The 24,099-nt window shown below is 76.3% G+C and carries 17 protein-coding genes; 7 read left to right on the top strand and 10 right to left on the bottom strand.

The genetic code is table 11. The features are described 5' to 3' along the window. On the top strand, positions 1-2,000 hold a 2,000-nt coding region (fxsT, locus tag BUE45_RS25325; protein ID WP_073382629.1), incomplete at its 5' end, for an FxSxx-COOH system tetratricopeptide repeat protein. Between the two features lie 18 nt (positions 2,001-2,018). On the opposite strand, the gene BUE45_RS25320 is transcribed toward fxsT (BUE45_RS25325), so the two are convergent. The 3 genes from BUE45_RS25320 to BUE45_RS25310 form a co-directional block, all read right to left on the bottom strand. After that, on the bottom strand, positions 2,019-3,380 hold the full coding sequence (locus BUE45_RS25320; protein WP_073382626.1) for an HEXXH motif domain-containing protein: 1,362 nt from the start codon (positions 3,378-3,380) through the stop codon (positions 2,019-2,021). After that, positions 3,381-4,607: an FxsB family cyclophane-forming radical SAM/SPASM peptide maturase gene (locus BUE45_RS25315; protein ID WP_245833465.1), complete on the bottom strand. Its 1,227-nt coding sequence runs from the start codon at positions 4,605-4,607 to the stop codon at positions 3,381-3,383. A gap of 150 nt (positions 4,608-4,757) precedes the next feature. Further along, the gene (locus BUE45_RS25310; protein ID WP_073382624.1) at positions 4,758-5,012 is read right to left on the bottom strand and encodes a hypothetical protein; all 255 of its coding nucleotides are present in this window, start codon (positions 5,010-5,012) and stop codon (positions 4,758-4,760) included. A gap of 168 nt (positions 5,013-5,180) precedes the next feature. On the opposite strand from BUE45_RS25310, the gene fxsT (BUE45_RS25305) reads away from it, so the two are divergent. After that, positions 5,181-7,724, top strand: a complete 2,544-nt coding sequence (gene fxsT / locus BUE45_RS25305) for an FxSxx-COOH system tetratricopeptide repeat protein (RefSeq protein WP_342746048.1) — start codon at positions 5,181-5,183, stop codon at positions 7,722-7,724. 28 nt (positions 7,725-7,752) lie between these two features. On the opposite strand, the gene fxsA is transcribed toward fxsT (BUE45_RS25305), so the two are convergent. Then, positions 7,753-7,941: an FxSxx-COOH cyclophane-containing RiPP peptide gene (gene fxsA / locus BUE45_RS25300; protein WP_073382618.1), complete on the bottom strand. Its 189-nt coding sequence runs from the start codon at positions 7,939-7,941 to the stop codon at positions 7,753-7,755. 432 nt (positions 7,942-8,373) lie between these two features. Here fxsA and BUE45_RS25295 point away from each other — a divergent pair, with 432 nt between their 5' ends. Continuing rightward, a complete protein-coding gene (locus tag BUE45_RS25295; protein ID WP_073382615.1) occupies positions 8,374-9,963 on the top strand; it encodes a hypothetical protein in 1,590 nt (529 codons plus the stop codon). A gap of 49 nt (positions 9,964-10,012) precedes the next feature. On the opposite strand, the gene BUE45_RS25290 is transcribed toward BUE45_RS25295, so the two are convergent. The 3 genes from BUE45_RS25290 to BUE45_RS25280 form a co-directional block, all read right to left on the bottom strand. Beyond that, the gene (locus BUE45_RS25290; RefSeq protein ID WP_073382613.1) at positions 10,013-10,468 is read right to left on the bottom strand and encodes a GNAT family N-acetyltransferase; all 456 of its coding nucleotides are present in this window, start codon (positions 10,466-10,468) and stop codon (positions 10,013-10,015) included. A gap of 116 nt (positions 10,469-10,584) precedes the next feature. Continuing rightward, positions 10,585-11,298 carry a hypothetical protein gene (locus tag BUE45_RS25285; RefSeq protein ID WP_073382610.1) on the bottom strand — a complete coding sequence of 238 codons (714 nt, stop codon included), beginning with the start codon at positions 11,296-11,298 and terminating at the stop codon, positions 10,585-10,587. After that, positions 11,295-12,125 carry a hypothetical protein gene (locus BUE45_RS25280; RefSeq protein ID WP_073382607.1) on the bottom strand — a complete coding sequence of 277 codons (831 nt, stop codon included), beginning with the start codon at positions 12,123-12,125 and terminating at the stop codon, positions 11,295-11,297. Before BUE45_RS25280 ends, BUE45_RS25285 begins: the two co-directional genes overlap by 4 nt. A 254-nt stretch (positions 12,126-12,379) precedes the next feature. On the opposite strand from BUE45_RS25280, the gene BUE45_RS32035 reads away from it, so the two are divergent. Both BUE45_RS32035 and BUE45_RS25270 read left to right on the top strand, forming a co-directional pair. Further along, on the top strand, positions 12,380-14,935 hold the full coding sequence (locus tag BUE45_RS32035; RefSeq protein ID WP_073382605.1) for a PD-(D/E)XK nuclease family protein: 2,556 nt from the start codon (positions 12,380-12,382) through the stop codon (positions 14,933-14,935). A gap of 154 nt (positions 14,936-15,089) precedes the next feature. Beyond that, on the top strand, positions 15,090-16,235 hold the full coding sequence (locus BUE45_RS25270) for a hypothetical protein (protein ID WP_073382602.1): 1,146 nt from the start codon (positions 15,090-15,092) through the stop codon (positions 16,233-16,235). A 628-nt stretch (positions 16,236-16,863) separates the two neighbouring features. Here the strand turns inward: BUE45_RS25270 and BUE45_RS25265 are convergent. After that, positions 16,864-17,460, bottom strand: coding sequence for a histidine phosphatase family protein (locus tag BUE45_RS25265; protein WP_073382600.1), 597 nt, complete (start codon positions 17,458-17,460; stop codon positions 16,864-16,866). Positions 17,461-17,658: 198 nt separating this feature from the next. Here BUE45_RS25265 and BUE45_RS25260 point away from each other — a divergent pair, with 198 nt between their 5' ends. Further along, positions 17,659-18,612 carry a GNAT family N-acetyltransferase gene (locus BUE45_RS25260; protein WP_073382597.1) on the top strand — a complete coding sequence of 318 codons (954 nt, stop codon included), beginning with the start codon at positions 17,659-17,661 and terminating at the stop codon, positions 18,610-18,612. A gap of 337 nt (positions 18,613-18,949) precedes the next feature. On the opposite strand, the gene BUE45_RS25255 is transcribed toward BUE45_RS25260, so the two are convergent. Together BUE45_RS25255 and BUE45_RS32710 are read right to left on the bottom strand one after the other, a co-directional pair. Beyond that, positions 18,950-20,995, bottom strand: a complete 2,046-nt coding sequence (locus tag BUE45_RS25255) for a hypothetical protein (protein ID WP_073382596.1) — start codon at positions 20,993-20,995, stop codon at positions 18,950-18,952. Between the two features lie 164 nt (positions 20,996-21,159). Continuing rightward, a complete protein-coding gene (locus tag BUE45_RS32710) occupies positions 21,160-21,783 on the bottom strand; it encodes a tetratricopeptide repeat protein (RefSeq protein WP_073382592.1) in 624 nt (207 codons plus the stop codon). A gap of 187 nt (positions 21,784-21,970) precedes the next feature. Between BUE45_RS32710 and BUE45_RS25245 the strand changes: the two genes are divergently transcribed. Continuing rightward, the gene (locus tag BUE45_RS25245) at positions 21,971-24,061 is read left to right on the top strand and encodes an N-6 DNA methylase (protein WP_073382590.1); all 2,091 of its coding nucleotides are present in this window, start codon (positions 21,971-21,973) and stop codon (positions 24,059-24,061) included. Positions 24,062-24,099: the final 38 nt, after the last annotated feature.

Genomic DNA, 24,099 nt, shown 5'->3' with positions numbered 1-24,099 from the left:
TCCCCGACACCGAGAGCGTCGAGTTCCTCAAGAAGCGCATCCCGCGGGGCATCAGCCGGGCGGAGGCGGAGGAACTGGCCGAGGCCCTGGGCCACCTTCCCCTGGCCCTGGAGCAGGCGGGGGCCCTGCGCTCCGAGACCGGCATGTCCAACCGCGAGTACCTGGCGCTGCTGGCCGAGCAGCCCGCGTCCCTGCTGCGGGAGGGCAAGCCGAGCGAGTACCCGGCTCCCATGACCGCGGCCTGGCAGCTGTCCGTGACCAAGCTGCGGGAGGACCTGCCCGAGGCCATGGACCTGCTGCGCTGCTGCGCCTTCTTCGGCCCCGAACCGATCCCCCGGGACGTCTTCTTCCCCACCGTCGAGGGCTCCGTCCGCCCGGAGGTCCTGGAGCTGCTCTCCAACCCCATCCGGCTGAGCAAGGCCATCGGACAGCTGGCCCGGTACGCGCTCATCCGGCTGGACAGCTCCAGCCGGACCATCCAGGTGCACCGGCTGATCCAGACGCTGATCCGGGCGGAGCTGAGCACCGGGGAGCAGCGGACGGTCCGCGAAGAGGTGTGGGAGCTCCTGTCGGCGGCGGCCCCTCCAACGGCGAACGACCCCGCCTCCCAGGGGCGCTACCTCGAACTCCTGCCCCACGTGCGCCCCTCCGGCATCGCCGAGAGCGCCGGTCCCCGGCCCCGGGGGTTCGCCCTCAAGATCCTGTCCTTCCTGTACACCTCCGGCAACTACGCCATGGCCGAGCGGTACGCCCGAGAGTTCGTCGAACTGTGGACCGAGGCCTCGGGGCCCGACGACCGGCACGTGCTGGAAGCACAGCTCAAGTACGCCAACCGCCTCCGCGAACAGGGCCGCTACCAGGAGACGTACGACCTGGACAAGACCCTCCTGGAGCAGACCGAACGCGTCCTGGGGCCCGACGACGAGCTGACCCTGGCCGCCCGCTCGGGCATCGGCGCCGACCTCCGGGCCCGGGGCGACTTCCGCGGGGCCCTCACCCACGACGAGGAGACCCTGCGGCTGCACCGGGAGGCGCTGGGCCCGACCGACCCGGCGACGCTGCGGGCCATGTACAACCTGGCCATCGACCTCACCCTGACCAGCGACTTCACCGCCGCCCGCGACCTGCACGAGCAGATCTACATGCTGCACAAGCGGCACGGGACCGCCCAGGCCCCCCAGCACCTGCTCATGTACCTGCACGGCCTGGCCCTGGCGGTGCGCCTGGTGGGCGACTACACCGAGGCCTGCGACCTGGGCGACGACGCCCTGGCCTACGGCCGCGAGCAGTTGGGCGCCGACCACCCCCGGACCCTGCGGACGCAGGTCGACCTCGCCACCTCCCTGCGGATGAACGGCGACCTGGAGGAGGCCCTGGAACTGGCCCGGGACGCCCACTCCCGGCACCTGCGCGAGTACGGCATGGACCACCCCGAGACGCTCGCCGCCGCCATGTGCCTGGCCAACACCTGGCGGATGACCGGCGAACTGGCCGAAGCGCTGCAACTGGCGGAGGACACCGACCTGCGCTACGACCAGATCTACGGCTCCGACCACCCCTACAACCACGGCTGCACCAGCAACGTGGCCCTGCTGTACCGGATGCTGGGCGACCCGACCCGGGCCCGGCAGCTCAACGAGGTCTCGTTGACCGGCCTGGAGGAGAAGCTGGGCCGCGACCACCACTACGCGCTGGGCATCACCATCAACCTGGCCAGCGACCTGGCCGCGCTGAACGACACGAAGAACGCCGCCCGGCTGGGCCGGGGCAGCCTGCGACGCCTTCGCTCCCTCCTCGGCGACGAACACCCCATGGTGCTGACCTGCTCGGCCAACCTCATCCTGGACCTGCGGGCCGTGGACGAGGCCGAGGAGGCCGAGCGGCTCTTCGACCAGGTGAAGCCGCTCTACACCCGTGTCCACGGCCGCGAGCACCAGTTCACCCAGGCCTTCCTGGCAGGGCAGCGGATGAACTTCGACTTCGACCCGCGCCAGCTCTGACACCGGTCCGGGGCGGCCTCAGCCGCGCGGGCCGCCCCGGACCGCGCCCGCGGCGCCCGCGGCGCCCGCGGAACCACCGTTGCGCTCCAGCCAGCGGGCCAGGTGCTCCCGGGCCGAACGGTCCGCGGCCCGCGCCGCCGCCGCGGGGACCGGCTCGTCCTGCCACGCCTCCAGGGTGCGGGTGGTGACGGCCAGGAACCGCTCCCCCGCCGGGGTGAGGCGCCCCGATCCGGCCAGTACCCGGGCGGCGTCCAGGGTGGAGCGCCGCCAGTGGGCGAACCGCGCGTGGGCGCGCTCCTGCTCCGCCCCGGTCACCGTGTCCCGGTGGCGGCGCCAGAACCCGGCCACCCCCAGGTGGGCGTACACCCCCTGGAACAGTCCCGCCGCGGGACGCGGGTCCGGGCGCCAGGGCGCGTAGTAGCGGCTGCCGCCGTCGGGCAGGGTGAGCGGGACCAGGTCCCACAGCGCGGTCAGTTTGGCGTGCTGGACCTCGTGGGCGAGGGTGAGCGCGAGCGCCACCGGGTCGGGCGGTGTGGACAGCCCCAGGTTGCCGTAGGCATGCCGGGCGGTCGCGCTGGTGTGCGCCCCGTCCCGGGCCCGGGTGGGGGTGAGGGTGAAGACCGACTCGGCCGTCTCCTGGGCGATCGTCCAGTGGTCCTCGACCAGGATCTCCCAGGCCCGCCGCAGGCAGGAGCGCCAGTGCTCCGCCTCCCGGGCGCCCAGGCGCCCGGGCACGATGTCCGCCCCCGGCATGCGGTCGGGTTCCTGGTCGTCCAGGAGCAGGGCCAGGCGGTGCCCCGCGTGCTCGGCCTCCATACGGCGCAGGGCATGCCAGCCCGGTCCGTCCTCGTGCGGGTCCTCGGGCACCGCCACCTCGCCGTCCGGGGTCCCCAGGACCGCCCGTCCCGCGGCCACCTCGGCGACCGCCCCGCCCTTGCCGCCGACCGCCGCCCGCCCCAGGGAGAGCAGCGGGGCGGTGGGTCCGTCCAGGGGCACCTCGATCCGCAGCGCGGTCCCCGCGCGCAGCGCGGCCGCGGCCGCCACGGACGCCAGGACCGAGACACGGGGCTCCTCGCTCCGGCGCCCGTCCAGGGCCAGCACGGTGCGCCGGGCCCACACCCCGACCGTGGGGTGGCCCAGGGTGGCGGCCACCGCCCCGGGGTCGGCCTCCTGCGCGGCGACCAGGGCCCGCCAGGCCTGCCCGGCGTGGTCCGCGTCCGGGTGGCCCTCCTCCCGGGCCGCGTCCAGCACCCGCCGCACCAGCAGCAGGTGCTTGCCGTACTGGGCGGCGCGCAGGTGGGCGGCGGCCGGCCGGCCGCCCCCTCCGGCGGCCAAGGCGTCGAACACCTCGTCGGGAACGGCGGAGCGGGTGGCGGGCATTCAGTTTTCTTCCTTCATCCGGGCCACGTCGGCGGCCACGGTGCGGTGGACATGGGTGATGAGCCGTGCCAGGTCCGCGCAGTACACGGACGGATTGCGAAAACCGGTGCCGCTCCGGTAGCGGTGCGTGTACAGGCCCCCTCCGCACACCCGCACCAGCGGACAGGCCGTGCAGGTCTCACCGAGCGCGCGCAGGCCGATCTGCCTGGCGACGATGCCCGGCGCGTACAGGGCTTCGGTGAAGGGGTGGGTGAGGGTGTGGAAGGGGGTGGCGGCGGCCCCCTCGGCCACGGCCTTGAGGGTGTCCACCTGCTCGACCGACCCGTCGGTCTCGACCACCACCATGGCGGCCGGGGACAGGCCGATGGTCTCCGTGCGCGAGTGGGCGCCCAGGACGAGGCGGATGATCTCGGTGAACATGCGGATGTCGGTCTCCCGCACGGGAGCCCCGTACCAGCGGTCGAAGACGGCGACCAGCCAGTCCCCGTAGGGGGTGCCCTCCCCGGTCAGCCCCGGCGGCGGCGCGTCCCAGGTGCCGTGGGGCAGCAGGAGGTCGATACCGGGCGGGTCGAACTCCAGCAGCGCCTCGTAGGTGGTGACGGGGTCGGACTCCAGGTCCACGGCGGCGAGCAGCCCGGAGAGCAGGTGGCGGTGGCGGCGGGTGAGGCGCTCCAGCCCGGCCCTGACCTCGTCGTGGGTGCCCCTCCCGTTGGCACGGCGGCGGTGCCGGTCGTGGTCCTCCCGCGCGCCGTCGACGCTGACGCCGACGCGGATACCCCGCTCCTCGAACAGGTCGAGGAAGGCGTCGTCGATGAGGACGCCGTTGGTCTGTAGGCGCAGGGCCACGTGCACGTCCGGATCGCAGGTCTTGTGCAGGGCATCGGCGACGTAGCGGAGGTGGTCCACTCCGGCCAGCAGGGGTTCCCCGCCGTGCAGGATGACGTCCACCCGCGAGCGGCCGTGGGCCCGGGCGTGCTCCGCGATCCGCTCGGCGACGCGGTCGACGACGGGCCGGGCCATCCTCCGCGGCTGGCGGCGCCACCCCTGGTCGGCCATCTCGTACATGTAGCAGTAGTCGCAGGCGAGGTTGCAGCGGCTGTGGACCTTGAGGATGAACTGGAGGAACGGCGTGGGCCGCCACCCCTGGGCGAGCAGGTCCCGCACGTCCAGCCCGGCGGGCCATTCCTGCTGCCGGGGGCGGGCCGTCGTGGCGGAGTCGTCGGTCACGCGGTGTCCTCCTGGGGGGAAGGCACGGAGAAAAGGGGGCCGAGGTGATTCCCCTCTTCCCCCGCATTCCATAGGGGAGTCGTTTCGAACATTGATCTCGGACGGCCCGGCACGCACCGCCCCGCCGCCGGCACCGAACGGCGGGAGGGGTCACCCCCGGTCCGCGGTGGAGGGGCCCCCTCCCTCGCGTCCGGGAGTTCCGGGCTTTTCCGGAGGCAGGTCGGTTTCGGGCCGCTCGCCATCGTTGGCGAAACCCGACACCGCTTCGAGGTCTCTGCACGCCGGCTCCAGAACGCCGCGCAGGACACGGACGACCACGGACGGGTGGACCTCCGCGAGGTCTTCGAGGGACATCCCGCCGACGTCCACCATGGCGGCCTCACGTGTCTCCCGCAGTTCGATCATCGTCTTTCACCTCCACCGCTCCGTCGACCGGGAAAACGGTAGCGCCCCTCATCGGAAACCGCACTTCCGGTCGCTGTGACCGTCATTTACCCTGATCTTCACAAGGAAATTCACGATCGCTGCACCGCGGGGGGCGACATAACGGAAAATGATGACGCCGTTGCCCGAGTGGTTCGAGTGAATCCGCAAAGGGAACGCGCGCACCGCGGCGAGGGGGCTCCCGGAGAACGGATCCCCGCGGTCTGGGGACGGGTGCCCCCGCGTTCCATGAACTTCATCGGCCGCGCGGAGCCCCTGGACGGCCTCCGCCGCGAACTGCGGCGCGGCCCGGCGACCGTGGTCCTGCACGGGCACTACGGGGTCGGCAAGACGCTCACCGCCGTGGAGCACGTCCACCGGTCCAAGCAGGAGTACGACCTGGTCTGGTGGATATCCGCCGGGCAGCCGGGCCTGGTGCGTTCGAGCATGGCCCACCTCGCCCCGCACCTCGGGCTGCCCGGTCCGGGCGTCACCGGCATCGAGGACGCCGCCGGCGGGGTCCTCGACGCCCTCCGCAGGGGCGACCCCCACCGGCGCTGGCTGCTCGTGTTCGACGGCGCCGACGAACCCGAGGACCTCTACGAACTCATCCCCGAGGGCACCGGCCACGTCCTCATCACCTCCCGCAACCACCGCTGGGCGGGACGGACCTCCAGTGTCCCGGTCGACGTCTTCCTCCCGCGGGAGAGCGTGGAATTCCTGCGCAGGCGCGTGCCCCAGGGGCTGGACGAGGCGTCGGCGGCCGACCTGGCCGGAGCGCTCGGGCACCTGCCCCTGGCCCTGGAGCAGGCGGGCGCCCTGCTCACCGAGACCGGGATGTCCTCCCGGGAGTACCTGCGGCTCCTGGAGCGAAGACCGGGAGACCTGCTGAGCCAGGGACATCCTCCCGGCTACCACACGTCCTTGAGCGCCTCGCTGCAGATCTCGCTGACCGAGCTGGGCGCCCACACCCCCGCCGCCGTCGACCTGCTGCGGACCTGCTCCGTCTTCGGTCCCGAACCCATCCCCCGCGACGTCTTCTTCGCCACGCGGAGCCCGCACGTGCGCCCGGAGACCGCCGCCCTGCTGAACGACCCGATCGGGCTGAGCAGGGCCTTCGGACAGCTGGGGCGCTACGCCCTGGTCAAGATCGACAACGCCAACCGCACCGTCCAGGTCCACTCACTCGTCCAGAAACTCATCCGCTGGCAGCTGGACGAGGAGCGGTCGCGGGCCGTGCGCACCGAGGTGTGCGCCCTGCTCGCCGCGGCGGCGCCCGACGACCTGCTGAGCCCGCAGGCCCAGGCCCGCTACCTGGACCTCCTGCCCCACCTGGAGCCCGCGGGCGTCCCGCTGAGCGAACTGCCCGAGGCGCGCAGGCTCTCCCTGCACGTCCTGTCCTTCCTGTACCTGTCGGGCAACTACGCCACCGCGGAGAGGCACGCGCGCGACCTCATCTCCCGCTGGACGACGGCTTTCGGCGAGGACGACCCCTACCTGCTCAAGGCGAGGCAGAGCTACGGCAACAGGCTGCGGGACCTGGGCCGCTACGAGGAGGCCTACCGGTCGAACATCGCCATGCTGCCCCGCCTCAGGGAGGTGCTGGGCCCCGAGCACCCCGACACGCTGTCGCTGCTCTCGGGGATCGGCGCCGACCTGCGCTCCCAGGGCAGGTTCCGCGAGGCCCTGCGGCACGACACGCAGACCCACCGCGCGCACGTGCGGGCCCTGGGCGCCGACCACAGCGCCACGTTGCGCGCCCTGCACAACCTGGGCATCGACCACGCGCTGTCGAGCGACTTCGAGGGCGCGCGCAAGCGCCACGAGGAGGCCTACATGCTCTACAAGCGCCAGGCCCCGGCCGCCGGCTCGCCCAACCTGGCGGCGTTCTGGAACAGCCTGGCGCAGTCGGTGCGCCTGAGCGGGAACTATGCCGAGGCGTGCGACCTGGGCGAGGAGGCGCTCGCCTACGGCCGGGGGCAGCTGGGCCGAGAGCACCCGCGCACCCTGCGCATCCAGCTGGACCTGTCCGTCGCCCACCGGCTGTCGGGGAACCCGGACCGGGCGCGCACCCTGGCCCGGGACGCGCACACCCGCTACCTGCGCCTGTACGACGTCGACCACCCCGAGACCCTGGCCGCCGCCCTGTGCCTGGTGAACCTCATGCGGGTGGAAGGCGAACTGGACCGGGCGCTGTCCGTCGCCCTGGACACCTCGGAACGGTACGCCCGGGTCTACGGCTCCGACCACCCGTACCACCAGGTGTGCGCGGCCGACACGGCCCTCATCCACCGGCTGCGCGGAGACCCGGGCCGGGCCCACCTGCTGAACACCGCGACCCTGGAGCACCTGGACGCCCTCCTGGGGCGCGACCACCACTTCTCCCTCGCGGTGGCCAACAACCTGGCCGGCGACCTGGCGGCGATGGGGGAGACCGCCGCGGCCGTGGAATCGGGCCGGGACACGGTGCGGCGGCTGCGGGCGCTCGTCGGCGACGAACACCCCATGACACTGGCGGCCACCGCGAACCTGGCATCGGACCTGGCCGCCGCGGGCGAGGAGGACCGGGCCCGGGACCTGGCGGAGAGCACCGCGGCCTCCTACGCCCGGGTGCTGGGGCCGGTCCACGTCCTCACCAGGGCGGCGACGGCGGGTGAGCGCATGACGTCCGACCTCGATCCGCCCCTGCTGTGAACGGCCGCGAAGGCGCCCTGCGCGGCGGCTACGACAGCCCTGCGTAGTCGGGATCGTTGGCGAAGGCGGCGACGCCCTCGCCGCCCTCGGGGCCCCCGGCGAGGACCTCGCCCAGGACCCGGGCGAGCACCGTGCCCTCCGCCGTCCCCAGATCGCGCAGGGACAGCCCGGAAACCTCCACCAGGCCGATGCCGGTGGTCGGCGGTCGCTCCTCCATGAACCCCTCATCCTCCGCACCGACCGACCGGTGAGCGGCCGCTCGGGTGATCTCTCGCGGGTTGCCGTGCCGTCGGGAACGGACGTGCTCCCCGCGCGGTGCGCGGGGACTTCCGATCACAGCATCCTAGAGCCGGTCGGCCGGGGTCGGGGCCGCTCCGCACGGGCGGGGAACACGAAAAGAGAACGTTCACTTTCCTCTTTTCCCGAAAGGGCCTTCGCACGTCACCGGCTTCTCCCGTTTTCGATGAGGATGGTGCCGTCGGCGGCCCATCCCTGCTTTTGTTCGCGTGGCGGGAGGGGCCCGTCCCGGTCCGCACCCCCGGCCCCGACGCCCGTGCACCGGTCGGCCGGTGCGGGGCAGGTCCGCGGGAACCGGTGCGATTTCGGCGTTCCCGGCCCCGCGCGGCCCGCGCACGGCTAATCTGAGCCCGTGAGTACCACCACCTTCGGTGAGGCGTCGACGACCCAGGGCATCGCCTCCGCGGTGCGGTCCTGCCTGGAGTGGTCCGGGGACGCCGGCACCGGACCCGCCCCGGATCCCGCGGCACTGGCCCTGCTGCTCACCGTCCACCGGGAACTCGGCGCGCCCGATCCCGGCGACTGGACCGTCGACGACGTGCGGGAGGTGGCCCGCGAGGTGCGCGCGCGGCCCCGCACCCCGGACGGCCTGCACGGCGCGGACCGGCCCGGCGGGGACGGCGAGCTCCTGCGGTCGACCTGGCTGGCCTGGTGCGACCACCTCGTCGACCGGGGCGGGCTGCTCTCGGACGAGAGCCCCCGGCGGCTGCGGGCCGCCGTGGAGGAGGCCGACCTGGCCCCGGGGCCGGGGGCCCGCCCCGCCGAGGTCCCGGTCGCCGCCCCGCTGCTGGCGGAGCGGTTCGAGCGGGAGGGGCCGCGCCCGGTCGCGCCGGCCGAACCCGCCGACCTCGACGAGGCCGCGCGCCGCTGCCGCACGCTGGCCGACGCCGCGCGCCTGACCGTGTGGATCGACCGGGGCAGGGTGCTGCGCCCCGACCCCGAGGGCCGCGACGCGCTGTGCGCCGAGGACGTGCTGGCGGCCGCCGCGCACCTGGAGACCTCCCCGGCCGACATCGCCCACCTGTTCTGCGTGGCCCGCGCGGGCCGCCTGCTGCGCACCACCTACACCCGCGTGCTCACCGGGGACGCCGCCCGCGCCTGGTCGTCCGGGGTGCCGGGTGCGGTCTCCGACGCCTGGGCCGACGCGCTGCCCGCGATGGCCGCCGGGCACGGCACCACCGCGCTGCTGGTGCTCACCGACCTCTTCCTGTCGGGCCGCGAGCGCACCCCCGGGGAGGTCGCGGCCTCCTGCTCCGGCCGGGGCGGGCCCGGTCCCGACGCGGTGGGCGCGGCCCTGAAGCTGCTGTCCGACCTGAACGCGGTGCACAGCGGCCGCGGGAGGTTCCGCATCTCGCGGCTGGGCGACCACTTCATGGTGCGCCGGCTCCAAGGCGCGGGAGCCGACGTGCGGGTCACCGGCGCCGTCGCCGACATGTCCGTCGGCGAGGTGCTGGCCCTGCTGGAGGAGGGCCGCCCGGTGGACACCGACGGCCTGTTGGAGCGGTGGGCCCGCGGCCGGGACATCGACACCGTCGCGGGAGACCTGCTGGAGGCCTGCGCCGAGCCCGGCGCGTGGCACCGCCGCAGGCGGGTCTTCGCGCTGCTGGTCGCGCGGGGCGCGGACCCGGAGGCCCTCCTGCGCGCCCACCTGCACCACCCCGTGCTCGGCGGGTGGGTGCGGCGGCTGCGGTCGGGACCCCAGGAGCCGCCGACCTCGCCGGTCACCGCGTGGGCGCTGCTGGACGACTACGCCCTGTTGATGGAGGCGGGGATCCCGCTGCCCGCCGGGGACCGGGACCGGCTCGTCCCGCACGCGGCCCGCTTCGTGCGGTCGGTGCGCTCCTGCGGCCACCCGGCCGCGGACGGCGTCCTGGACCGGCTGACCGACGGGGAGCTGGGGCTGGACCTGGCGCGGGCGGCCCGCCGGGAGCGGGCCGACTGACCCGGTTCCGGGGGCCGCGCCCGGTCGCACGGGAGCGGCCCCGGCGCGCTCACTCCTTGAGCACCAGCTCGTACGTCTCCAGCGTGACGCCGGGCAGCGGGGACCGGTCGCGCTCGGGCACCCGGACGAACCCCCGGGCCCGGTAGACGTACTGGGCCGAGAGCATCTGCTCCTGGGTGGACAGCAGCAGCCGGGAGACGCCCTCCTCCCGGGCCAGTTCCACCAGCGCGTTGACCAGCGCGCGGCCCACGCCCCGGCCCCGGCCGTGGGGGGCAACGGCGAACGCCCGCACCTCCGCCTCGTCCGCCCCCCGGGCGATCTCGCTGCGCTCGGACCAGGGCTCGAACATGATCGTCCCCAGCAGCCGGTCACCGTCCTCGGCGACCAGGACCTCGCCGTGGCCGTCGGCGCCCAGCAGCCGCAGCGCCTCGACGTAGGCCGGGTCGGCCTCCAACAGTCCGTCGGCCGTATAGGCGATCACCCGCAGCTCGCTGACGGCGCTCATCTCATCGGGAAGTACTCGACGCACGATCATGGTCGACATTCAACATGATGGGAGGGGGCGTCGTCCGGGTCCGCCGCGCCTCCCAAGACGTCTAAAACGTCACCGTGAGTTACTTTTTACGTAGTTTCATCCCCCGTTCCGCTCACGCGTTCCGCCACGTCGGACGGGCCATCCGCGCCCTCCAGCGAACCCCGGCCGTCACGCAGCGCGTCCGTCCCCGGGGAGCACAGGTACGCCTGGGCGGCCGCCCAGGGGTCGGTGCCCGCGCCCGGCGGCCGGTGGCCCCCGGGGTCCCCCGTCCAGACCGGGCACGGCGGGAGCGGGTCCGGCCGTTCCCAGAACGATGACGCCGCCGCAGGCCCGACCCGGACCTGCGGTGCCCCGCGGGACAGCGGCAGCAGCAGCTCCCACCGCTCCAGCCCCCGCCAGGCCAGCAGCAGGTAGGGGTCGGCGTCGAAGGCACGGGCCATCGCCGCCACCACCTGCATGCCGTGCGCGCACTCCGGCTCCGGGCACGAGCAGGACAGGTCGAACCCGGCGGGTCCGGAGGGGAACAGTTCGGCGCGGCGGCTGCGGAACACGGCGGCCAGGGCGGCGGGCGCACGGCCCAGCAGCACCTGCTCGCACAGGGCCGGGTCGGCGGACACCTCGGCGACGACCAGGTCCCGCACCGGCCGGGGCAGCGGTGGTCTGCGCACGGTCACCCAGTGGTGGCGCCGGTCACGGCTCACCCGGGCCGCCGCCAGCCCGGGGCGCACGTCCAGCCACCCGACGGAGGCGGGCTCGACCGGCCCCCACGACGCCACCGTCCGCGCGCACCCCCAGGTCATCGCCGGCCGTCCGGCTCCACCAGGGACGCTCTGCCGCCCTGCGGCCCCGGGACCCGGCGGACGGCCGCCGGCCCCCGTCCCGCGGCGGCGCGCTGGGCGCGGACGAACCACTCCCGGGTGGCGGAGGCGGCGGCGGGGAGGTCGGCGTCCGTGTCGGGGAACCGGTCCGCCAACCGCTCCCGGACCGCCGCGTCGGTGAGAGAGCACAGGCATTCCAGCAGGTCGGCGAGGACGGCGGCCCCCTCACCGGCGGGGTCCGGACCCGGCACGCGGTGGGCGCGCAGCGCGGGAGGGGCGGTGGCGGCCGCCGACCGCAGCCAGTCCAGGCCGGCGGGCGCCAGGACGGGGCGCCAGCGGACCCCGATCCTGTCCTCGTGGTGGACGGCGGGGACCACGCACCCGGCCCGGGCGTGCCCGTGCGCGGCGCGGGCGAGCGCGGCCAGGTGGAGCAGGCCCGGCCCGGTCCCGTCGCCGGGCTCCCCGGCCAGCAGCCGCAGCGCCGCGGCCGGGTCGAGTTCGCGCACCGGCACCGTCCACGGGCGCAGGGGCGGCGGCTCCGGCGCGGAGGGGGCGCCGGAGGCGGGGGCCGCCGGTCCGGGCGGGGCGCTCGGGCGCCGGGACCGGCCGGGCAGGTGCAGTACCGCGACGCGGGGATCGTCGGAGCCCAGCCCTCCCACGCACCGCCCCAGGTCGGACGGGGGCAGGGCACAGGGGTAGGGCGGTACGCGGCGGCGCGAACCGGAGACGGCGGGCAGGGCGGTGTCCATCGCCCATACGTACAGACGGCCGTGGAACCAGAAACCCTCGACGATGTGCTGTTGGAGCATGCGCCCCAGTGTGAGCGGGGGGTGCCTCCCACCGGAGTGCTTTCCCGCAAGTGCGGAGCCCGCACGACACTCTCGGGCCGCATCGTCGCAGGTGAGGGCGCATCCAGAAATACAGAACCTGGATTTCGGGTTTTCGATCCGGGCCGTCCCGAGATTCGATAGAGAGCGGGACCGAAAAGGTTATCCACAGCCCTTCGGCACGATCCCGCCGATCGTGCCACCCTTTTCGAAAAGCCCTCCGGAAGGTGCCGCGCATGATCACCGACACCGGTTGTCCCCCCGTCGTCCGCCTGCTCAGCGACGCCGCGGTCCTGCCGCGCGGCGGGTGCCCGGCGTACCGCAGGGTGCGCGCGGACCGCTCCGCCGGCCCCGAACGGCACCGGCCGGGCGAGGTGCCGGCGGCCGTCCTTCACGCCGTCCTGGACCTGGTCGAGCACCGTGGCTGGTCGCTGGAGCGGGCCTGCGCCCACCCGCCGCCGCCGGGCCGGCCGCCGGTCACGGTGCTGGGCGACCGGGTACCGCCGGTGCACGAGGGGGTGCGCCGGTGGGTGCACCACGCCGCCGGCGCCCACCTGGCGGCGGTCGCCGGCCGCACGCCCGTGCCCGACTTCTGGGTCCGCCAGTACATGCCCGAACGCGACTCCCGCCACCGCCGCCCGTACGAGGTGCGCGCCGCCGGGCGCTGCTACACCCGCGACACGGCCCGGGAGCTGTGGGTGCCGGTGCCGGGCGGGCTGCGGCGGTCCCCGGCCGACGCCGGGGTCGCGGTCGCCGCCTATGTGCTGGCCACGGGGTCGCCGGTGGACCGCCGGGCCTACGCCGCCGACCCGGCCCGCTACCACGGCGGCGCCCCCTATCCGATGCTCCGGGGCGACGGCCCCCCGGAACGGGTGCGGGTGGTCCGCGTGTCCTGCCTGGACGGGGCCGCGCAGACCCGGTTCGACGGCACCGCCGAGGAGGCGGTGGCGCTGTTCGCGGAGCGGGGCCGCGAGGGGTTGCGCTCCGCCCTGGTCGGCGGAGCCCGCGTACCGGGACCGGACTGCCTGACCTGCGGGATCCGCAGCGGCTGTGGGCGACTGCCGCGCGCCCCCGGCCTGCTGGGGCTGGCGCGGGCCCCGGAACGGCGCGCCTGGTCTCCGGACGGGGCGCGCGAGCACGCCCTGTGCCCGGCCCGCGCCCACTTCCGCGCCCTGGGCCTGCCCGCCGTCCACCGCGTGCCCGTGCGCCACACGGTGCAACCGCCCCCGGACGGGCCCCGCGCCCTCGGTCCCCACGCGCCGTGTCCACCCACCGTCCCCGCCGGGGCGGGGACCTTCGTGTCCGCCCCCGGCGCACCGGCGCCGCCCGGCGGTGCGCCGGCGACGGACGGAGCACCGCTCGGCCCGGCCGCCCGGGCAGGGCGGGACGGACCCGCACCACGGCACACGTCCGCACCGCCCCGCGAACCCGCGCCACGGCCGAGGCACGCACCGCCCGCCGACGCGCGCACGGCTCCGGCCGGCACGAGGGCACCCGGTTCCGACGCATCGACCGCCACGCCCCGCGCCCCCACGGCGGGGCCGGAGCAGGCACCGCCCCCGGGGACCGCCGCGAGGACGACCCACGCGCCGTACGCGCGCACGGCCGCGTGGGAGCGGAGCCCACAGCCGCCCGCCGCCCCGCAGGCGGCCGACACGACGGCATCCGGTCTCGGCGCAACGGCCGCCGCCCGCCACGCACACACGACGGGGGCGGAACCCACCCCGCCCCCGACGGACGCAGCGAGGACCACCGGCCCCGAGATCACCGCGCCCCGCCCGCACGCGGCGGGTCCAGGGCGAAACCCGCACACGGGCACCGGCACGAACACGACCGGCGCCCGGTCATCCGCCCCCGGCACAACGACCGCGTCCCGCGGACACGGCGACCGGCCCGCACCGATGCCCCACCCGGGCACCGGCCCCGGCACAGCGGTGTCCGAACCCCGTGTACAAGCGGCAGGACCGGAACGAACGTCCCCCCTGGGCACCGGCACAAGGGCGACCGGCGCCGGGACACGCGGCCCCCGCACGTCGACCGCCGCACCCGGCGGGCCGGGGACCGGGCCAGCGCCAGCGCCAGCGCCAGCACCGTCGCCTCCCCCGCGCACCGCCGACCCCCTCCGCGCCGGGGACGGGGTGGTGGCCGGAGCGGTGCGGGCCTGGCTGGAGCGCGCGCACGGACGGCCGCCCCGGCGTGCCTGCGAGCCCGCGGACCTGCCGCCCGACCCCGCACGGTGGGCCTGCGGCGGGCGGCGGCTCTTCGGCGAGCGGGCCCGGCGGGCCGCCGCCCTGCTCGCCGCGCACCTGCCCGTGTGCCCGCTGCGCGACCTTCCGGCGGGCGACCACGTGCGCTCCGGCTCGGCCCTCACCGCCGACGACACCGACGCCGACGTGCTGCTGGTGCACCGCGCCGACGTCCTGCACCACCGGCGCGGCTCCTGGGTCCACCGCAGCGTCCTCATCCCGGAGGACGGCCCGCCCGGGACGGCTCCGGCCGCGCTGTTCGCCCAGGAGCCGCGGGCCGCCCTGGGCGTCCTCCTCTTCTCCTCCGGGGTGATCGCCGCCGGGCCCGAGCCCGCGGTGGAGGTGGAGGTCCTCACCCCCGGCGGCGCCCGGGTCCACGTCCTGGACCCCGCCTCGCCCTCGGTCCTGGCCGCGGCCGAGCGCACCGTGCGCGACCTGGCCGCACCCTGGCACCGGGACCTGGAGCACGCGCCCGTCCCCGGGCCGGCCTGCCGCACCTGCCCCTACCGGGCGTGGTGCCCGCGGGGGGAGGACGCACCCCCGTGAACCGCACCCGCGCGCCACCGGGCCGCCCGGCGCCGCCGAGGCGCCTATACCGGATACACCGGCCTACCGGAACGGTTATTCGGAATACGGGTGACTCCCCGGATTCCCGTCGACACCAGCCCCCGGCACCACGAATACCGCTAGTCTCCATGCCATGACGCAGCACAGCCCGACCGGGGAGGCGCCGCCTCCCGGTCAGATCCGACAGCCGCGGTTCCACAGGCCCGATCCGGACCTGGCCGCGGCGATGGAATGCGTCCGCTGCCACGAAAACGGCGTGTTCAATCCGCCCGGGTGGCCGCCCAAGCCGCCCGAACGCCGGGAGGGCCCGCCGCCGCCCACCCCGCACCCCAACCGGGACCTGCCCCTCACCCTGCACAAGATGGAGTTCCTGCGCGAGGTGTGGGCCTACGTCGCCTCCAAGCAGGTGGGCTCGGACCCCGACGCCCGCTACCTGGCCCTGGTCTGCGCGCTGCGCGGCGCCATCCGCGGCAAGGTGTACCTGCTCGGCCAGGACATGCGGATCCTGCGCCTGGAGGACCCGCACGCCGCGCTCGGCGACCTCATCTCCTCCGGCTGGCTGGTCACCACCCCCGAGCGGGTGATCGAGTCCCACCCCTCCGACCCGGCCCTGTGCGACCTGCCCGACATCGAGGACAACCCCTGGGACATCGGCCAGGGGGTGCGCTCGCGCGCCTCCGGCTGGGTGGGCCGGGCGATGGCGCACAAGAAGATGCGCAAGAAGCCCAACCGGCTCCGGCTCACGGGCGCCTACCTGGCCTCGCGCGCCGAACCCGGCGGCCGCATCCGGGTCCCCCGGGTGGAGGTCACCGTGGCATGCGCGCTGTCGGGGCCCGACGAGCTCACCGAACTGCTCGCCTGGCTGGAGCGCATCGAGTGGATCACCCCGGTGCGCGACGACGGCGCGGTCATCGAGGCGGAGCTGGGCGAGACCACCGCCTGGCTGGCGCCCGTGGCCCCGCCGCCGCCGACCCCGCCCCGGACCTCCCCCGCGACGACACCGCTACAGGCACCGGTGGGCGAGCGCGCCGACGCGCTGCTCGGCGACCGGGCCGCCGAGGTCGGCCGCTGGGTGGACGGGTACCGCTCCGACCACGGCCACGGGCCGAGCTGGTCGACGGTGGCCGAGCACTTCGGGTGGCCGCCCCGCTCGGCCCCCGACCACGACGTCACCCAGGAGATCTTCGAGCGCCTGGGACGCCGGGGCGTGCTCACCGGCTTCGGTGTCCCCTTCGGCCTCAGACCGGGTGCGGCGCTCTCTCGCGAGGACGCCGCCTAGACCACTCCCCTAGCGGCGGCACCCCGCACCTCCGGTGCCGTCGCCGCCGTCGGTCCCGCCCTCCGGCAGCCCCCGCTCGGAGGGCGGGCCGAGGTGGCGGGGTCCACCGTGCTCCCCCCGTTCACGGAAGGCCCCGCCACCACAGGCGCACACGCGGTGACCGCGTACCGCCCCCGCCTCCCGTCGATCGCCCGACGGCTCCCGCGGGAACCGTCGGCGCCCACGGCCCCTCTCATCTGGAGAAGGGGCATCGACGGTCGGGTCCTTTGTCATGTCCCCTGTTCATGTGAGGACCCGGCCGTCCCCGTCTCGCGCGGGTCGAGGAGGCGAAAAGGTTCCATAGTGGCCTCATGTGGCCCCTGAGGAACCGGTGGCGCAGACCTCACGTCAGAACAAACGAGCGATCCCGCCCCGAGGGCGGGCGTCGATTCCGGTCCGTCGAGCCCCGAGTTTCCCCTGCTCACCCCTGACAGGACCGCCCCTTCACCGGGGAAGCGGCACCCGGCCGACGGCCGTATCGGGTGCCTCGTCCGTCCGGTCCTGACCGTCGGTGGGAGATCCGTCCCTCCCCCGCTCCGGTCCTCGGGCCCACCCGTTCCCGCACGCCCCGATCCCCGGCCCCGGGCCGTCACGGCACCAGGTTCCAGGAGGACACCACCGGCCGGTCGTGTTCCCGGCCCAGCGTGCACACCGCCCCTGTCCCCAGGGAGAACAGCGCGCCGGCCCCGCCGTCCAGCCCCAGCCACCGTGCGGTGAGCACCCGCAGGACGTGGCCGTGCGCCACCAGCACCGTGTCCGCGGACCCCGGATCGCCCACCTGCGCGGCCAGCGGCTCCAGCACCCGGTCGACCCGGGCGGCCACGTCCTCCACCCGCTCCCCCGGATGCGCCGCGTCCCCCGGGACCACCCCGTCGCGCCACAGGTCCCAGCCGGGCCGCTCCCGCCGGATCTGCACGGTGGTCACCCCCTCGTAGCCGCCGTAGTCCCACTCCCGGAGGTCGGGGTCGGTCCGCGTGGCGGCCAGCCCCGCGAGCTCGGCCGTGCGCACCGCCCGCCGCAGCGGGCTGGTGACCACCGCGCCGACCGTGCGCCCGGCGAGCAGCGGGCGCAGCGCCGCGGCCTGCCGCTCCCCCTCCTCCGTCAGCGGCACGTCCGTCCGGCCGGTGTGGCGCCTCCCCCTGCTCCACTCGGTCTGCCCGTGCCTGACCAGCACCAGTTCGCCCATGCTCGGTGTTGTGCCCGGTCCCGGGCCGCGGCACTCCGACCGCCCCGGAGCCGCGGTGCCCCGCGCACCGCCGCGCCGGGCGACCGGGACCCGCCCCGCGCACCGCGCGCCGCGGCCTCCGCCCCACTACCCTGGTGTCCCGTGCCGTCCGCCCGGGGCGGCGCACCCGACCAGGACCGACGACCCGAACGGACACGCGTGGCCACACACGGTTTCGCCGCCTACCGGCTGTGGGCGGCCCCGCCCGGCCGCCCGGACGACCACCCCCCGGTGGACCGCCTCGACGAGGAGGGGACCGACCTGCTCGACCTCCTCCACGACGCGGTGGGGGCACTGGAGGAGCACCCGGTGACCGACCCCGAGCGCCGCTCCCACCTGTCCGTGGGCGCCCACCGCCGAACCGGCGACCGCGAGATCGAGGTCCGGCTGGACTACGGCAGGTTCGGCACCCCGGGCACCATCCGCAGCGTCGACGAGGACCGGGACCCTTACCACTACGGGGCGCAGGAGGCGGCCACCACCCACCTGCGCGCCCTGCTGGTGGTGCCCCGGGGCGGAGCGCACGCCCTGGCGATGACCGAGCGCCACCAGGGCCGGGGCGCGGGGACGATCCTGCTGGACCACATCAAGCGCTGGGCGGACGCCCGGCTGGGCGGGCGGCTGTCGCTGCGCTGCGCGCCGCTGTCGGACTCGGCCGCCTACCGCCGGTTCCTGGAGGGCGCCCACGCCGTGAAGGTGGAGGTCGTGGAGGTCACCCGCGGCGCCGACCTGTTCAACCTGGAGGACCCCCGGCCGATGGGGACCTTCCGGCACGTCCTGACCCCTCCCCCGGGCCAGCGCCACCTGCCCGCGCCCCTGACCGAGCAGATCCTGGCCCGCCGGGTGGACCTGGCGGGGCTGTTCCACCTGCGCGGCGCGGACAGCATCACCGAGGTCCGGCTGACCCTGCGCGACGGGGCCCGGCAGAAGACGGTGGTGCTGGACGACGGCGGGACGGCCCCGCCGCTGACCCACCTGCTGGCCGAGGACGGGGCTCCGCGCCCCTCCGACGACGCCGCCTACCGGCGGATGCGCGAGGTCGCCGCGGAGGCGCCGCCGCCGTGGGCCGAGCCCGCACCGCCCGCCACGGCCGGGACCCCGCTCCCGGACTGACCCCGGGCCCGGGCACCGCTCCGCCTTCCGGCCACCGCGCACGCCGCCCCCGCGACGGGGCCGCTCCGCAGGGGTCCACCGGGCGGCGCGGCCCTCGCGCCCCTCCCGGCCGATACGCATCGCGGGCTCCGGCCGGCCATCGCGAGAACCCGCGAGGACACGGCCGTGCGAAGGCCGCACCGCACCGGCGGACGTGACCTCCGCTCCCGGACGGGGAGCCGAGCCGGCCTCGCGCCGGCGGGTGCGCGGCCGGGCCCGCTCCCGGACGGGGTGCAGACCCGCCGCGGCCCCGGGGCGCCCCTGCCGCCGCGCCCTCCCCGCGTTCGGTCGGGGCGCCTCAGGCGGTGCGGTCCCGGGCCGGGGCCAGCCCCAGGGCCTCCCGCAGCCGCGAGCCCTCCGACTCCTCCAACCCCTCCCGGTCGCACGCCTCGGCCAGCGCCCGGTCCAGGCGCTCAGACCGGCGGGCCACCGCGTCCGGTTCGGCCCCGGCCAGCCCGGCCACCGCGCACCCCAGGGCGTACACCACCTCGTCGAACCCGGCGCCGTCGGCCAGCGCGGCCCGCAGCCACGGCCGCAGGGCCGCGCGCACCCGCTCGTGCGCCCCGAACTCCAGCAGCGCGTACCACGCCGAGCCCAGCAGCCGCTCCCCCTCCTCGCCCGGTTCGCGCAGGTACCGGGCGAGCAGCACCGGGACCCCGTCGGCCTCCGCCGCCAGCAGGCCCTCCAGCAGCCGCACCCCCGCGTCGGCCCGCACCGCAGACGTCGCTCCGGTGTTCCAGGGCAGCGCCCCGCCGATCCACTCCAGCGCCGCCCGCACCAGCGCCGGGTGCAGGCCCTCGTACCGGGCCAGCTCCCACAGCGCCTTCTCGGCGTCCTCGTCCACCTCCAGCAGCCACTTCAACCGGGTCAGCGCGCCCACCGGATCGGCCTTGCCGTACTCGGCGCACACCCGCGCCACCACCCGCGCCGTCACCACCGAGGCCGGATCGCGGGCCTCCGCGTACAGGCGCTCGCGCAGCGCCCGCGCGAACCGGGGGTGCACCAGCGCCGCCGAGGACAGCGCCACCACCGCGTCCGCCAGGTCGGGCTCCCCCACCCAGGCGTCGAACAGGTCCACCAGGGCACCCGGGTCGGCACACCGGTCGAACAGGGAGAACAGCCGGGCGCCGATCCGGTGCGCGGTCTCCCCGCCCCGGCGCACCGCCTCCGCCGCCGCCCAGCCCGCCAGGCCGCCGCGCACGCCCGGATGCTCGGACCACAGGTGCTCCAGCACCCGGTCTGCGCGGTCCTCCCGCTCGAAGAGCACGTCCCCCGCGGCGGTGCGCCGCGCCCCCACCCGCTCCAGGGTCGGTCCGATGCCGGCCCCGGCGATGCCGTCGGTCTCGCGGGCCCGCACCCCCAGCTCCCCGGCCAGGGCGCGGGCGCCCGCCAGTGCCGCCTCCACCGGCTCGCCCTCCAGGACGGCCAGCGCCGCGACCACCACCCGGTTCCACACCCCCTGGGACCCGGTGGCGCCGGCGAACCAGTCGGCGACGTCCCCGCCGCCCCGGTGGCGCTCCCGGATCAGAGCGGTCAGCTCGTACCCTCCCGCCCCGCCCTCGCGGCCGGCGAGCACGCCGTGCGCGGTACGGGCCAGCGCGGCGGCCTCCGCCGGGGTCGCCCCGCGCAGCAGCCCGCACCCGTCCAGCTCGCGCGCCCAGCGCGCGGCCCGGCGGCGGTCGCCCAGCAGGCACCCCAGGTGCGCCGCCAGCACCTCGCGGCGCTCGGGCGGCCGGGCCCGCAGGTGCACCGCGCCCGGGATCGGCGCCACATCCCACTGGCCGGGCTCGGCCACCGCCACCAGCGCCGCCCCGGCATGGGCGGCCGCCGCGGCGAAACCGCCCAGCGCCCCCAGGAAGGCATCGGTCAGCGGACCCGCCCCGGACACGTCCACGAGGTAGCCGCGCCCCTCGTCGGGCCAGACCCCCTGGAAGGGGTCGTCCTCCTCCACGTCCACCATCAGCGGCCGCACCAGCAGCCCGGCCCGGGCCAGAGCCGCCACGGCGGTACCGGTGCGGCCCTCGCCCGGCGACCCCAGGACCACACCGCAGCCGGGGCCGCCCTCCCGCAGCCCGGCGCACAGCTCGGCGAACCCGGGACCGTCCCCCGGCACGAAGGCGGCGGCCGCGAACTCCTGGTGCTCGCGCAGCAGCCAGCCCAGGCCGACGCGCTCGGAGGCGGTGAGCCGGACGTCCTCCATCACCAGGGCGCAGTGCAGGACGCCCTCGACTCCGTCGCGCACCGCGAGGCGGCCCCGGCCGCCCTCCCGCGGCAGCGCGGCGTCCGGCGGCGACCCGGGGACGATGCGGACGAGTCCCTCACCCGAACCCGGTGCGACGGCCACGGACCCTCCAAAGAGAACCTCCGAGCACCCGCGCGCACCCGGAGGACAGCATCGTAGGCCACGGGCGGGCGGCGCGGGCGGGCTCCGGCGGATCCCCCGGGGCCCGATCCGGCCACCGCTCGGGTGCCCCGCCGCCCCGGGGCGCCCGACCCCGGGCACGGCGGTCAGGCACCGCCCCCCTGGGGCGGCCACCCCTCACCCTGGCGCTCGCTCCAGAACCGCCGGGCCGCCTCCAGCGCCGCCAGGTCGTGGAGGTCCGGCTCCAGGCCCGCCTCGCCGCGCAGCCGGGCCCGCCCCACCAGCGGGCCCAGGTCGAACACACACGCACCGGCCAGGGAACCGCCGGGGCGCTCCAGCAGCTCCCGGGCCGCCACGTTGTAGCAGTGCAGCGCCCGCACCGGGTCCCCGTCGCCCTCGAACAGGTCGGCCAGCAGCCCGGCCGGCCCCGGATGCAGGCCCCCGGCCCGCAGCAGGCCCTCCACCATCCGCTCCGACTCCGCGCCCCGCCCCTGCTCACGCAGGTCGCGGGCGATCTCGATGAGGGCGTACTGGGAGTCCTCGGGGGTCGGCGGGTGGTCACGCAGCGCCTCCAGCAGCCGCAGCCCCCGGTCGCGCTCGCCCTCGTGCAACAGGTGCTCGGCGGTCTCCACCAGAATCGCCCCGGCCTCCTCCGGGTAGCACTGCAACTCCCGGAGCAGCCCCTCGCGCAGATCGAGTCTCTCCAGGGTCTCCGCCAGCGCGTCGGGAACCGTCGCGGGGTAGGACGCCCCGATCGTGTCATCGGCCATGGAAAAGAAGCTAGACCGCGCGGGGCCGCCGTGCGGGGCGTTCGTCCGAATCGGGACCACGTCCCCACACGCCGACCTCCGTATGTGAATCTGATCAACCACTCTTCCGGCCACACCCCGACCGGCGTCCGCACGCACATGTGTACACTCGTCACCTGTTCGTTCGCCAGCGTGGATGGGACGGTTCATGGACACCGGTGACGTGGAGGTGACCTCGGCCGACATCGCCAGGATCGCCGGGGTGAAGCCCACCGCCGTCAGCAACTGGCGACGGCGCCACGACGACTTCCCGCGGCCCGTCGGCGGCACCGACCGCAGCCCCCGCTTCGACCTCGCCCAGGTGGAGCACTGGCTGTCCGCCCACCGGGGCGCCCCCACCATCGACCCCGACCAGCGGCTCTGGCAGGCGGTCGACTCCCTGCGCTCGACCGCGCCCGCCGAATCCGCCCTGGCCTGGGTCGGCACCCTGCTGCTGCACCTGCACCGCCACCACGCGCCGCCCGCCGCCCGGAACACCGACCCGCGGGCGCTGTTCGAGGCCGCCCGCACCGGGTTCACCGCCTCCCTGGCCGCCGCGGGCCTGGAACACCTGGCCGGACCCGACGCCCCGCCCGGAACCCACCTGCCCGCCCTGGCCGACGCGGCCGTGCGCGCTGCCGCCGGAAGCAGCCCGGCCCAGGCCTTCGAACGCCTGCTGGAGCGCCTGGACCAGCGCGCCCCCTCCGGCTCCCACACCCTGCCCCCCGCCCTGGCCGACCTCATGGTCCGCCTGGCCGGGCCCGCGGTCGGCGACGGCGCCCTCGCCGACCCCGCCTGCGGGCGCGGCGAGCTCCTGCTCGCCGCGGGCCGGGCCGGGCGCTCACCCCTGCACGGACAGGACCGCGACGCGCCCTCCGCCCGGCTGACCGCCCTGCGCGCCGGGTTCGCCGGCCTGCTGGACCGGCGCCTGACCCTGAACGTCGGCGACGCCCTGCGCTCCCCCGCGCCTACGCCGGACGGCGCAGACGCCGTCCTGTGCGCACCGCCCTTCGGCGAGCGCAACTGGGGCGCCGAAGAACTCGTCGAGGACGAGCGGTGGGTGTACGGTGTCCCGCCCCGCCTGGAATCGGACCTGGCCTGGGCCCAGCACTGCCTGTCCCTGGCCCGCCCCGGCGGCGCCGTCGTGATGGTGATGCCCCCCGGCGCCGCCGCCCGCCCCTCCGGGCGCCGCATCCGCCGCGAGATGCTGCGCGCGGGCGTGTTCCGCGCCGTCATCTCCCTGCCCCCGGGCCTGGCCGCCCACTACGCCGTACCCCTGCAGCTGTGGGTGCTGCGCCGCCCCGAGCCCGGCCGGGCCCCCGCCCCGGTCCTGCTCGCCGACACCTCCCCCCACGCCCCGGGCGACCCCGCGGACGAGGCCTCCGTGTCCGCCCTCGTCGACCGGCTGTGGAAGGGCTTCCTCGACGACCCCGCCGCGGCGGCCGAGCCCGGCGTCTCCCGCGCGGTGGACGTGCTGGACCTGCTCGACGAGGACGTCGACCTCACCCCCCGCCCGCGCCTGCCCGTCCCCCGCGCCGCCGACGTGGACCTGGAGTCGTTCGCCCGCGACCGCCGCCGGGTGGAGGCCTCCCTGCGCGCACTGCGCGCCCTGGTCCCCCGGCCACCCGAGGAGGAGGCGCTCCCCGAACCCACCCGGATGGTGACCCTCGCGGAACTCGCCAGGGCCGGATCGGTGACCATCCGCCGCCCCGCCGCCCGCCGCGGCGACCAGGGCCGCGGCACCGGCGGCCCCCGGATCGAGGCCCGGGTGATCTCCGGCGAGGATGTCGCCCTGGGCCGCCCCGCGTCGGGCCGGGAGGAGGTCGACGCCGACCCCATGCGCAACCCCCCGGTCCAGGAGGGCGACGTGCTCATCCCCGCCGTGGCCGCCCGCCCGGTGGCCAGGGTCGCCGCCGAGACCGACGCCGGGGCCTACCCGGGGCCCGGCCTGTACGTGGTGCGGACCAACCCCGGCGCGGTCGACCCCTGGTTCCTGGCCGGGTTCGTCACCAGCACCGCCGAGAGCCGCACCACCGCCCGGGCCGGCAGCAGCATGCGCGGCGGCCTGCGCGTGGACCCCGCCCGGATGCGCCTTCCCGTCCTGCCGGTGCAGGAGCAGCAGCGCCACGGGGAGATGTTCCGCCAGGTCGCCCGGTTCCGCGAGGCCCTGCACGAACTGGACGCCCTGGGCCAGGGCCTGGCCGACCGGGGCGTGGACCTCATCGCCGGCCGCTGGACCCCGGGCCACGCCGCCCCCTGATCCGGCCGGTGGCGGCCCGCGGGCCGCCACCGGGCCCG

The organism is Nocardiopsis flavescens, assembly GCF_900141985.1.
GTDB lineage: Bacteria > Actinomycetota > Actinomycetes > Streptosporangiales > Streptosporangiaceae > Nocardiopsis > Nocardiopsis flavescens.
Note: the sequence above shows the minus strand (reverse complement) of the source record. Positions and strands in the feature narration are given on the sequence as shown.